The sequence below is a fragment of the Kitasatospora sp. NPDC057512 genome (assembly GCF_042802135.1).
GTDB lineage: Bacteria > Actinomycetota > Actinomycetes > Streptomycetales > Streptomycetaceae > Kitasatospora.
On record NZ_JBHVET010000153.1, the window covers coordinates 1 to 13,331 of the forward strand.

The following is a 13,331-nucleotide window of genomic DNA, read 5'->3' on the forward strand; positions in this document are numbered from 1 at the left end:
GCCGAGGGCCTCTTCACGCGCCTCTCGGGCCGACCGTTGCGCCACTCACGGCCGGTCCGCTCGTGGACTCCCACGAGCCGGGACGCCTCTTTGTTGCTGTAGCCCTCTCGCATGAGCCGGAAGTATTTCTCCCGCTCGCCACGCAGCTTCCTACGCCCTTGCGGCTTCCGGTCCCTGCGGATCTCGAAGTCCATCGCACACCTTGAGCTGGGGTGTTGCGACGACCGTTAGAACCCAAGAACAATCTGACGGGGGGATTTCCGATGTAAACGGGTATGACTTGATTGCTACTTAGAAATGCCTTGGGAATGCAATTTCGACTGGCGGTCAAGTCGGCTCCGAGTCTCACGGAGATTCCAGCTGGTCGAGATTGAAACCATTAGGCATCTCGCTCACTATCCAATGGTATCCTCTGTGGAAAAATCCCCGATCTCAATATCACTGACGAGCGTTTCCCAGAATCCATCCTGAATGAATGCTTCCGGGTCGATGGCCCGCACGATTCCTTCTACATCCCTCGCGGCAGCCATCCACTTGCTGTCATCGCTATCGGAGTTGTAGAAGGGGAATCGATCAATCACTGCCCTTACAGCCGCGACAAAATTCGGGAGCGAGGTGCTCACGAGACTAACATGACTCGCATCCCGCTCGCGCTTAACCACCGCACCCGTGGCAGTATCCAGCAGAATGCTGCCAAAGAGCCCGGTCGAACCAAATTTTACGAAGCGCCCATGCTCTAGAGACGCGACTCTCGTCAGAGCGCTTTCAGCACGATACGTCGCCCCGACCATTTCTGTTGGGACCTCAAGCGCTAGATCTGGACCGTTCCAGTCGGGGTCCCCGGCGCTTGAGCCATGGATCTGCACCATGGCAAAGGACGGCCAGTTCTCGTCTGTCAGATCCACCATTGCACTCCCTCGTTCGAACGTTACCTAGAGAAGCGGCACCCCATCCACCGGATGAGGTGCCGCTTCCTCCTATTTGAATAGATCATTGATCGCGGCCTTGATTTCCGCGTTGACTGCTCCGCGATCAACTCCATTCCATTGCCAAGACCAACTGGTCTTCATTCCCGCAGTCAGGCCCTCGCACTTATTCGCGCATGGCTGGCGCTCGGAGTATAGTTCCACGATTCTCCTGTCGCCAGCCTGCCTGATCAGGTCTTCTTCTGCATGGATACCAGCACTGGACCGACCGATCAGGATCGTCCCGTCCTCCAGTCGCGCGGCGCCGAAGTTATTTCCCTTGTTGTTTTCCAGCAACCGCTGGAACGCGGTCGCCCTACTAAGTTCCGTACTGCCGTACGGAACCAGCCCACAGGCCGCCCCATCGGTATTGTGCACCAGGATTGGCGTCGTACCAGCGAGTACATAGTACGTGTGGAGGTTTGCGACAGTGAGATTCTCGGCCGGCCGCGGGCTGGCGTGGTAGCTGCGTGCCTGGAGGACGGAGACGGTTGTGCCGTCTGCGGTTCGGAGGTGGTCGCCGATCTTCAGGTCGTTGGCGTTGGTCCAGCGTCGGGTGGTCTCGTTCCAGTAGGGGTGCTTCTGGGTGGAAGTGATGGTGGAGGGCTTGGTCGGGTCGGAGCGGTTGGCGACCGTCAGGTCAGTGAAGTCGCGGTCGTCTGATCCGACGATGATATCGGTTACGGGTTCGGCACTTGTTGTGTCGGTTTCTGGGTCGGTGGCGATGACCTCGTCCCCGGGTTGGACCTCGCTGATGGGTTTGGTGGTTCCGTCGGCGAGAAGGACTGGCGTGTCGGGAGCGAAGCTGTTGCCGTTGCAGGCGAGCAGGCGTGCGGCTGTGGTGACTCCTGCACCGGCGAGGGCTGTGCTTCCTGCGGCGGCTTCACCGGATGCCACATCCGCGATGGCTGCGCTGCAGGCGATGATTGCTGCGAGGCAGGTTGGGGTTGCAGCAGCGACTACGGGGGCGGCGACGATGGCGAGGCTGATAATCGCGATCGCGCCGACGAAGATCTTCTGCCAGGTTGCCAGCGGGCCGCCTCTTTCGAGCTTCATGTAGGTCGACGGGTAGTTCGGGTTGCCCTTTGGCTCGGCCCTGTGGCAGCCAGGCCCTTCCCACGATCCCATGGCGTAGTAGCAATGGTTGTCAGGCTTCGGCGCCTTCGGTCGTGCGGTCCTGTCGTGGGCGATGACGGATCGAGATGGATCCTTGAAGTTGATGTACTGGGTGGTGGTGATGATCTCTGTATCTGTCACCTGTGCGGAGATGTTGGCGTATTGCCAGTTGCCGGGGCCGCCGGCCCAGATGTCGATGCTTCCGTCGACGTGAGCGCAGTCGCCGTCGCACTTGCCTGGCGGGCGTAGCCCGCTCGGGTCACTGAGGTCGACGGGGTTGTTGTTGCTGTAGGAGTAGGCATTCCACTGTTGTGGGCTGGCCTGGTCGAGGATGGGGTCGGGGCTGATGAAGCGGCCGGTGGCGGGTTGGTATTGGCGGGCGCCGAGGTTGGTGAGGTTGGTGGTGTCGTCCTTGGTGCCGCCGATGTAGCCCTTGGTGCCGAGCCAGGTGCCGGGTGCGGGTTGGTTGCCGCGGGGGTTGCCGAAGGGGTCGCTGGTGCGGCGGGTGGTGGCGGTGGTGGCCAGGTCGATGCTGGTGGTGCCGGTTCCGTGGTGGTCGGTTGCCTGGACGACGAAGGTTCCGGCTGCGGTGCCGGCGCCTTGGCGGACGATGGTGAGGCCGCCGGGGATGGGGTAGTAGCGGGATCCGGTCTGGGTCTTGGCCGTCGTGTTGACGGTGAGTTCGTCGGTGCCCAGGGTGATGGTGTTCTGGCCGGGGTTGCGGCGGATGAGCTGGTTGCCGTCGGCGTCGTAGAGGTAGGTGGTGGTGGTGTTGGGGACGGTCCACTTCTGCCCGGCCGGGACGGTGCTGGCGCAGGTGCCGAGGGCCAGGGCGGTGTTGGGGGTGGTGACGTCGCCGGGGATGGCGAGGCACTGGTTGGATGCGGGGTTGTGGATGGTTCCGTCGGGGCGGGCGTTCCAGGTCTGTGCGGCGGAGTTGTCGCAGGCCTGGAGCTGGACGGCGGAGCCGGCGGTGGTGCCCATGGCCTGGACGCACTTGTCTAGGACGACGAGTTTGCTGTTGGCGACGGTGTAGAGCTGGGTGCCGCTGTTGTTGCAGGTGTTGATCTGCAGGTTGGTGCCGTTGGCGTTGCTGCCGCCGGCGGTGGCGAGGCAGGTGCCGCCGTTGCCGGTGATCTGGGCGGGAGCGGTGTAGGAGGCGAGTTTGCCCTCGCTGTTCCAGGTCAGTGCGGAGGTCCCGGTGCCGGGGATGCCGGTGCGAATGGCGGTGGTGTTACCGGCCGCGTCGTACTGGGTGGCTCCGTTGGCGGTAGTGGTGGCGCCGGTCTTGACCGTGGATCCGAGCAGGGCGTGGGCGCCGCCGGTGCCGCCGCCGGTGGTGGCCGCGGTGGTCGGTGTGTTGACGGTGCCAGGGGTCGGGAACTGCTGCGTGGTGGTGACGTCCTTGGCGGGGTCGCCGTACTGGTCGTGCTGGATCAGGGAGGTGCGGTTGCCGGTGAGGTCGTAGGTGTACTCCTGCCAGTAGGGGTTGCTGCCGCCGACGGTGGTCTTGGCCGGCGCCACGGCCCCGCTGGTGGGTGTGGTGTTGGTGCAGGCGCCCTGGTCGAGGGTCTTGTGCTGGAGCGGGTCCGGGGTGGTGATGCCGCCGGTGTCGGTCCAGGCGGTGGTGAGGCGGCCGAGGTAGTCGTAGGTGAAGCACTGCCGGTCGGTCGCGGCGGGGTTGTTGTCGGGGATGTCGGTGATCGAGGTGATCGAACCTACTGCGTCATAGGTGTAGTTGGTCTGCTGGACCGCTCCGAGGGTGGAGGTCTGCTTGTCGAGGAACTGGCCGCGGATGCGGCCGGTGGCCTGGTCGTAGTCGGTGGTGGCGACGACCTGGGTTCCCCACGGGTTGACGGTCGAGCGCAGTGGTCGGCCGTAGGCGTCGTACGAGGTCTGGACGTCGTAGGTGGTGGCGCCGGCGTAGGAGAACATCTGGCCGTAGTCGTTGTACGAGAACGCCAGCCGGTCCTGCGGGAGTCCGCCGGTGGCGGGCAGCGTGGTCAGCTTGGGGTTGCCGGTGATCTGGTCGTAGGTGGTCGAGGTGGCGTAGGTGTAGGTGCCGGAGTCGAGGCCGGCTTCGGTTCCGGGGATGGTCAGGGTGGTGCCGGTCGGGCGGTAGCCGTTGTCGTAGCCGGTGATGGCCGTTGTGTAGGCCTGGCCGCCGTTGTTGCTGCCGCCGACGTAGCGGGTGGATGAGGCGGGTCTGCCCTTCATCACCGTGTCGAAGGTCCATGCGGCGAGCTGCGTGGCAGGTGTGACGGTGCCTTGGTAGAGGCCGCTCTTCCGCCCGAGCAGGTCGTAGGTGTAGGTGAGGACCTGGCCCTTGGCGTCGGTCGAGGTGGACACCCGGGACGCGCCGTCGTAGGTGCGGCTTGTCGTTCCGGTGTCCGGGTCAGTAGCGCTGGTCTGGCGTCCGCGCAGGTCGTAGGTGTAGGTCCAGGTGTTGCCCGCGGCGTCGGTCATTCCGGCGATCTGGCCTGCCGGGGTGTAGGTGCGGCGGGTGACGGCGGCGTCGGAGGCCTGTCCGGTGGCGGTGGCGGTGCGGTACTGCCACGCTTCGGTGGTGCGGCCGCGGGCGTCGGTCAGGGTGGTGGTGGGCCAGGCGCCCTGTGGAGGGACGACGTCGGTTCGGCCTGCGTCGGGGTAGGCGGTGGTGGTCTGGTGCTGGAGGACGCCCAGGGACCAGAACGCCGAGGTGACCTGTCGGCCGAGGCCGTCGAAGGTCAGGCGCGTCTGGGCCGGGATGTCACTGTCGGGTGTGCTGACCAGTGTTGTCGAGGGGTTGGAGTCCTTGTTGAACCAGGTGGCGTTGGTGGCCCAGGCCCGGCCTTGGGAGTCGTACTGGGTGTCGGTGATCAGCCGGCCGGTGTAGCCGGGGCCTGCCGGGGTGGACTGGGTCTGCCGGGGACGGGCGAAGCCGTCGGACAGTGTGATCTCCCGCGCGTAGACGGGGGTGTCGACGTCGGAGGTGAGGGTGGAAGTGGTGGTGGTCGACGGGGCGCCGGTGGTGTTGGAGACGGTGTAGTCGAATTTCAGGTTGGCGTTCGGTTTGAGCTCGGGGGCTCGGCCGGGGGCCCAGACCGCGGTCAGGCGGCCGAGGGCGTCGTAGCTTTCGGTGGCCGTCTTGCCGTTGGCATCCTTGACCGTCAGCGGCAGGGACCGTCGGCTGTCGAAGGTGGTGACGGTGTCCCAGGTGCCGCTCGCGGCACCGGGGATCGGAGCCGATACGGTGACAGTGGTGGGCAGTTCGCCAGCAGCGGATGACGTGTATGACGTCGTGTTCGCGGCGCCGTTGGGGTGTTGAGGGTCGGTGCTGTTCGGGTCGGTGATCGAGACGGTCCTGCCGTACGCATCGAAAGTAGCTGCGCTCACGGTGGTGAACACGGGGGCGCCGGTGCTGTCGTAGCGGTCGAGGACCTGCTTGGACGTCTGATCAGCTGTCGAGGCGGCCTGTTGGTAGGGCTTGCCGTCGTAGAAGACCCGTTCACGTGAGACGGTGTTCGCACCCGTAGCCATGGCGGTGCAGGCATCCGGGCCGGAGACGGTGAGGGTCTCGGCGATCTGGTCGATGCGCTGGAGATCCGGGCCGGTCGCGTAGGCGGTGCGGGTGCACAGGTCCGGCAGGGCGTCGGCCTGGTCGAGCGAGACGATCGGCCGGTTGCCGTGAGTCTCGTCGCCGGTGGTGCTCCTGGTCGTCGCGCGCCAGGTGTCGTCGGCCTTGCGGGCACGACTTGTCGTGCTGTTGACCGTGGCCGGATAGCGGGCCACGAGGTCGGGAAGCCCACTGCTGCGGGGCTGACTCGCCGTGACGATGTCCCTGGTAGAACTGTTGACGACCTGCGCCATGGCTTTGCCGGACGTCAGGTCGATCGTCTCGGTCTGCAGGACCTGGCCGGAGAGCCATTCGACGTCGGTGATGCTGCGGCCGAGGGCATCGGTGCGAGGAGCGACGGTCCGCTTGGTGCCGCTCTTGAGGACGTCGCCGTCCATGCCCTGCCGGTAGGTGGTGACGGTCCGTGTCTTGGGGCCGTCGTTCCCGCTGCCGACCGTGGCGGTCACCGTCGCGAAGCCGCGGAAGTCGTTCCAGGTACGGGCCTTGGGGTCGGTGAACTGGCTGTCGTCGCGGTGCCAGGCCGCAGGACCGTAGTCGTAGGCGGTGAGCCTGGCGGGTGCGCCAGTGGCGAAGTCGTTCTCGGTGAGCGAGCGGACGGTGTAGTGGTTGAACCAGTCGAGGACGGGGTCGGCGCCGGCGATGGATCCGGGGACGGACCAGCGCACCGGGAAGCAGGCGCGGGTGTTCTCGTCCTCGGCCGTCGGCATCACATGGTTGACACGGGAGCAGTCGCGGTCGTTGTAGTCGACGTTGAGGACGCCGCCGGTCTCGTTGCGGATCTGCTGGATGCGCGGCCGGTTCATCCGCGACGGCGCCGGGACGAGGTCCGATCCGTCGACCCGGTTCGCCAGCATGACCGGGACGAAGGACACCGCGGGGGTGCTGACGTTCGGCGTGGCGGTCTTACCCGTGCGCTGCACCGAGTCGAGCCACAGGACCCGCTGGCTGAGGGTGTCCTTGGGGTCGCTGGTGACGTCCTTGGGGTCGCGGAAGGAGTGCGTCAGCTCGTAGGAGTCGACGTCCTGCCAGGCGTTGTTGACCCTGACCTGGGTGGTGGCCGACGTCAGGCGCTTGGTGGTGAAGTATGTGGGGCCCGGGATGGTGCAGGTGCCGGTGTCCTTGCATTCCTGGTCCACTGGTACGTCCGGCCAGTTGTTCTTGTTCGCGACGGTGCGGTTCGCCGGGTCGCAGGCGGAGCCGGTGGTGAGGCAGCGCTCGGCGGTGGTGAAGGCGATCCGGGCCGCGGGCTGGAGGGCCCCCTTCGCCGCGACCTGGTCAGCGAGGCGCTGGCCGTAGTCGATGCGGGAGAGCGTGTTCGCCCGGGTGTACGCCGTCAGCGTTCCGTTGCCGTTATTCTGGCCGGCGCCGCGGGAGTAGTAGTTCGTCTCCGGCGCCCAGGTGTAGGTGATCAGATTCCCGTGGGCGTCCACGACGTAGTCAAGGGACAGGCGCTGCCACATCTGGCACCAGGAGGCCTTGCCCTTGGCCGCGTCGTAGCACGGGTCGCCGCTGTTGGGTGCGTAGACGGGCACGGTGGAGGCGGACTGGGTGGCGGGGTCGCTTTTGTCGCCGCCGGGCAGGTGGTTGAGCCCGAAGTAGTATGCGGTTCCGGAGATGTCGGTGACCTTGGCGTAGGCGCCGTTGTAGGTGCCGTTGCCGTTGCCTGGGTCTGCGCCGAACTCGATCCGGGTGCCGTCGTCGTTCTTCAGGTGCCACACGCCGGTTGCTTCATCGGAAGTGGTGGCCGCTCTCGATTCGCGCACCAGCGGTCCGGCGTGCGATCCGAGGGACAGGGTGGCGTTGAACCCGCCCCAGCACAGGTCCCCGGAGTCAGTGATGCCATCCTTGTCGCACGGAGTGTAACTGCGCTCGATGAAGCCGGGGTTGAAGTCCCAGCCATCACCGACCCAGGATGCTTGGGCGTTGGTGGCCGAGGTCTTCCCGTCCACCGAGGAGGAGTCGTACGCGAGGGAGACCAGGGGCGCCGCGCCGCCGAGCGCCGGCGGCACTTCGACGTTGTAGTTGTAGGTGAGCGAGCCGGAGGAGTTGCCGGCCGCCCAGGCGGAGGAGCTCGACAGGCTGGTGGCCTGGTACGTCCCGCCGCCGCCGGACGCGCCGGTCTCCGCGCCGAGGAGCACGGCTGGGGCGTTTGTCGTCGAGGTGCTGGACAGCGCGGCCTTGACCGCTCCGCCGGCCCCCGGTGCGGGCTGCGTGCCGGTGTGGCCCGACGGGAGTTCCAGGTCGGCGATCAGGCGCTTCGAAGAGGGGTCGTAGGTGGCGGCGACCGGTGTGCGGACCAGGCAGGAAGGCACCTGCGGGGTGGTCAGCGCGCACGACGGCATCGTGACCAGCCGGCCGCGGGAGGCGAAGTCGCCGACCGTTCCGCTCGCCGCATCCAGTGCCGCGACATCGACGGCGACCTTGACCGCCTTCGACGCGCCGTCGCCTGCCGGGGCCGGCTCGCCGGCCGCGGTGGCGCTCACGGAGAGCAGGAGGCCGTTCACCCGGGCGGCGTCCGCGGTCTTCGTATCGGCCTGCACGACCGTTACCGCGTCCGGGGCGGAGCCCTGCTCGGCGGCGCTGACCCAGACCGGGAGTGTTCCCGCCTGTGAGGGCGTGCTCGTCAGGCCCGCCGTTGCGCTCTTCTGCTCGACGGGCGTCCGGACGGAGACGGTGTTGGAAGCCGCCGGGACGGGGTAGTGCGGAGCGGTCTCGGACGGCTTCGGTGCCGGCGCGGCGTTGACCGACGGGGTCTGCGACAGCGGGGTGTTGGGAGGTGACCACACCCGGGTGAAGTCGGGCTCCGCCGCGATGGCCTGGGAGACGGCAGGTCCCAGCAGCGACGAGGTCAGGGCCAGCACCACGGCGCCGGCTATGCGCCTGCTCACCGGTGGTGATCCGTCTCTTCTGCGAATTGGCATGGATAGTCCTTTAGCTGACGTTGAGTTAACTAAAGCGTGCCTCGTTGAGGGCTGGTGGATTCTATGGGGGGCTTGAAAGTTGATCTCTTCGTATCGAGAACACGGCGCCTGTGACGTGCGTCACTTTGGTGGAGTGGGGTGTCTATGGCATCCGATGGGGGATATTTCGGAAAGAAAATCGTTGACGACCCGTCCGATTCCCTGAGACCGTCCGCCTGGCCTCCGCGCGTCCGGCGCCGAGGGTTCAAACCGGGGAAAACGCCATGGGTGCTCCAGGTAGGGATATGACTGACAGTCGACCATCGTTCGAGCGGGCCGCCAAGCCGCGATCCGCTGGACTCCGCTTCTCGTCACTGGCAGCGATGCTGGCACTCGCGGTGACACTGCCCGGCCTCGCACCGCTTCCCGCCGCAGCCGACTCGGCCGCCGATCCATGGAAGGCCGCGCAGGAAGCCGTCACCGCGGGAGACGCCAGGCACGCGGGGGAGTTGCTGGACCCCAAGCCCGCCGAGCTGGCGCTCGCCGAGGCGAAGAGGACCGGCAAGGACGTCCCGGTCCCGTCGCTGGCGGACGAGTTCAGCACCACGGTCGCCACGCCTTCCGGCAGGTTCCGGCAGGAGAGACACCTGGACGCCCAACGCGTGAAACGCGCCGACGGGTCATGGGCGACGCTGGACGACACCCTGCTCAAGCGCGCCGACGGCACCCTCGCACCGGCCGCGGCGAGCGAGGACCTGGCCGTATCGGGCGGCGGCAACGGCTCGCTGGTGACGATGACGACCAAGGACGGCAAGCAACTCGCAGTCGGTTCGCCGTTCCCGGGGCCGCTGCCGGTCCCGACGGTGAGCGGCAACAGCGCGTTGTACGCGTCGGTGGCACCGGACACGGACCTGAAGGTGACCGCAAACCGGTTCGGTGGCTACAGCACCGTACTGATCCTCCACACGCCGACCGCCGCGGCGAACCCGGCCGTTCGCTCGCTCACCTTCCCCACCACGACCAAGGGTGTGGAGCTGTCCACGAACGAGGACGGGAGCCTGAGGGCGGTCAGCGAGGGCAAGGAGGTCTTTACCGCCCCCAAGCCGCAGATGTGGTCGGCCGCGGCACCAGTACTCGCTCTCGCGTCAGGCGGCACCGGCCCGACGCCAGCCTCCACGGTGGTGAAGGCGTCGTCGACCAGCCAGGTCTCGCCGACCGCGGGCGGCTCCGGCGAGGGCACCCGGCAGGCATCGGGCACACCGAGTACGGCAGACGGCCCCGGCACCGGGGCCACGGTCGCCGACATCCCCGTGACGACCGGAACAGGCACGAACGGCAGCAGGAGCATCGTCCTGTCGCCCAGCCCGGAACTCCTGGACGGCCCGAACACCAACTACCCGATCTACGTCGACCCGTCATGGTCGAACGACGCCCGGGGCAAGAGCCACCACGCCTGGGTTCAGTCCGCCTACCCGAAGACCGGGAACTACGACCGCACCGGATCCGCCGACCGCGACCACCCCGGCGTCGGCTACCAGGGATGGGAGACCACCAAGGGCGTCGAACGGGCACTGTACGAGTTCAACCTGAACGGCTACCTGCCCGACACCGCCATCAACTACGCCAACCTGCGCGTCTGGCAGCACACCTCAGCCGACTTCTCCTGCACCAACGCGTACCCGGTCAGCGCCTACCGGGCTGGCGCCTTCGGTGACGGCATCTCCTGGGACAGCCACCAGATCTTCGAGTGGCTCGACGGCAAGGACGTCCCCGGCAACGGAGGCAACGACGCCTGCAAGGCCGGCATCCCCGTCGACTTCAACGTCACCGGGGCGATGCGCAACGCCCTCGCCGATACCAACACGCCTCTGGCGTTCGCCATCAGGGGCCCGGAGGGAACCGGCGACAGGGTGGCGTTCAAGCACTTTGCCTACGATGCGGTCCTGTCCACCGAGTTCGACCACGTGCCGCTCCAACCGGCAGACCCCCAGGCCCGCCCGGCCCCGCGCAGCGTCACCCGAGGCGAGAGCGACGCCTGCGGCGACGGGACGCTCTCCTCGTTCCGCTGGGTGACCGACACCACGGTCAACCTGACCTCGATCGTCAGCAGCCACAACCAGGGCCAGCTCACCGAGTACGTCAGGATCTGGGACGACGCCGTCTCCGGGTCGCCCATCGTCAGCAGCGGCTGGTCGGGCTTCGTCCCCAACAGCAGCCGTGCCTCCTACACCGTCCCCCGCTTCACCCTGCAGGACGGTCACATCTACGGCTGGGCCACCCAGGGCGACGACGGCATCCTTCGCGGACCGGAGACGGCCACGTGCCACTTCGCCGTCGACACCACCCCGCCGGTCGCGGCGTTCGGCACCTTCACCGATCCGAAGACCCAGTTCCCGCCGTCCGGCAACGGCCAGACCACCAACCTGCGCCTCGGCCAGGAAGGCGTGATCCCCTTCACGGCCTACGACCCCAACCCCTCCGGCAAACTCGCCTCCGGCGTCGTCTGCGTCCGCTACGGCTACGACCCGCAGCTCGCCGACCACAAGCAGGACTGCGCCCCGGCCGGAAACACCCTGAACGTCACCGAGATCAGGACCAAGCCCCCGCACTGGGGCACCAACATTCTCTACGCCCAGGTCTTCGACGACGCCGGCAACGCCTCGCAGACCATGTCGTACGCCTTCTACGTCCCCTGGGCGCCGGGCCCGGTCGCCTTCGGCGACACCACCGGCGATGCCAACCCCGACATCCTGGTTCCGGACAGTGCCGGTAACCTGATCACCCACGGTCGTGCCACCGACCCGGGCAACACCGATGTGCCGCCCACCGGCACGGCCGCCCCCGCCAACCAGGTACCTGAGGCAGGGAAGACGTGGAAGGACTACCACGTCACCCACCGGGGCTCCCTGGACCCCGGGAAGAACACCGACGACCTGTTCGTACACCGGGACGGCGGAGCCGGTCTCCACTACTACTACAGGAACGAAGGCAACCCCGGCCGATTCAGTCTTGATTACAAGAAGATCCTGGACCGGCCCAATTGCGAGGGTGGCGCAGCGTCCTGCCCTGGCTACCAGCAGGACGCGGACTGGAGCCACACCAGCCAGATCACACCGATCGGCTCGGCCAAGGACACCCGTACCCCCAACCGCCAGGTCACGAACGCCACTGGCATCTTCGCCGTTGAAGACAAGAACCTCTGGTACTACCCCACCGGCTCCAACCACACCCTGCTCCCGCCTACCCTGGTCTCCGCAGGCGGTTGGGACACCGTCGACCTGATGGTTCCCGGTAACACCCTCGCAGTCGACCCCGCCGGCACCACTCCGGTGGCTCCGGCCCTGTGGGCACGGGCGCGGACCGCCATGACCGACCGGGCCGTAGGAGACATCCTCCAGTACGCCCTCACCACCGAGACCCGAGTCGACGGCACCAGCGAGTACACCGTCGTCACCGCCGTCACTCCAGCCAGCAGCTTCAAGATCGGTGCCGGAGTCACCCCGGGCGACTTCCCGACCGTCGGCTCGGACGGAGACGTGACCGGCGACGGCGTGCCCGACCTGTGGGCCCTGGACAGCTCCGGCAAACTCCACGCCTGGCCCGGTGCGCTCACGGGCAAGACGGTCACCGGCCTCGGAGCCGACCACTACCGCGGCAACACCCAGGCCCCGGCCACCCAGTGGAAGCTCCAGGGCAACACCAGCTCCCTCAGCGCCGACCCGGCCGTCACCTACAACGCGACCGCCACCGACCTCGCCTTCGCAGACGACACCGTCGACGGCCGCGCCACGAAGGCCGCGGTCTTCAACGGTTCGACCTCGGCCATGACCACCGACAAACCGGCCGTCGACACCCGCAAGAGCTTCACCATCAGCACCTGGGCGAAGTCCAACGGCAACGGCCAGATCGTCGCCAGCCAGAACACCGCCCACGCCAGCAGCTTCATCCTCTGGAGCGAAGGCACCGGAGGCGCCTGGCGCTTCGCGCTCGCACACGGCGACGACAACACCTGGCCCTACGAGTTCACCAACATCAGCAACAGCGCCGCCCTGGTCCAGAACGGCGCCTGGACCCGCCTGACCGCCAGCTACAACGCCGACACCGGCCAGATGAACCTCTACGTCAACGGCACCCTCGCAGGCAGCGCCTACCACAACGCGGCCACCAGCCCCGCCCCCAGCGGCGGCCTGGTCCTCGGCCGTTTCCAGTACCAGGGCCAGCCGAGCACCAGCTTCAACGGCAGCATCACCAACTTCGCCGTCTACACCACTCCCGTCAACCCGCCGACCGCGGCCATGGCGATTCGCCACGCCGCGAGCAACAACTGCCTCGACGTCCCCTACAACGACACCAGCCAGGGACTCGAGATTGTCCCCTGCAACAACACCGCCGCCCAGAGCCTGACCGTCGACTCCACCAACGCCACCATCGGCCTGCGCGGCATGTGCGTCGACATCACCGGAGGCAACACCGCCAACGGAGCCGGCATCGGCCTGTCGACCTGCACCCCTGGTGCCTCGAACCAGGTCTGGCTCCCCCGCGCCGACGGAAGCCTCTACAACCCGGCGACCGACCACTGCCTCGACCTGCCTAACAACGACACCACCCCCGGCAGCCGCCTCGCCGCCTTCACCTGCAACAGCACACCCGCCCAGACCTGGAGCTTCCCCGCCCTCAGGACCCCGCCCCAGCCCGTCAACCCCTGACCCGTCCCGCATGAATCCGGGCCCCAGC

3 protein-coding genes and 1 pseudogene are annotated in these 13,331 nt (G+C 67.2%); 1 reads left to right on the forward strand and 3 read right to left on the reverse strand.

Translation table 11 applies throughout. The annotated features are described in order from the left end of the window. The 3 genes and pseudogenes from ACFU6K_RS13265 to ACFU6K_RS13275 form a co-directional block, all read right to left on the reverse strand. A pseudogene (locus ACFU6K_RS13265) lies at positions 1–194 on the reverse strand (IS30 family transposase); the annotation flags it as partial. Between the two features lie 201 nt (positions 195–395). Beyond that, entirely contained in the window at positions 396–908 is a 513-nt protein-coding gene (locus tag ACFU6K_RS13270) for an SUKH-4 family immunity protein (RefSeq protein ID WP_380662721.1), read from the reverse strand. 69 nt (positions 909–977) lie between these two features. After that, positions 978–8,585, reverse strand: a complete 7,608-nt coding sequence (locus ACFU6K_RS13275; protein WP_380662723.1) for a ricin-type beta-trefoil lectin domain protein — start codon at positions 8,583–8,585, stop codon at positions 978–980. A 395-nt stretch (positions 8,586–8,980) separates the two neighbouring features. Here ACFU6K_RS13275 and ACFU6K_RS13280 point away from each other — a divergent pair, with 395 nt between their 5' ends. Continuing rightward, positions 8,981–13,303, forward strand: a complete 4,323-nt coding sequence (locus tag ACFU6K_RS13280) for a ricin-type beta-trefoil lectin domain protein (RefSeq protein ID WP_380662725.1) — start codon at positions 8,981–8,983, stop codon at positions 13,301–13,303. Positions 13,304–13,331: the final 28 nt, after the last annotated feature.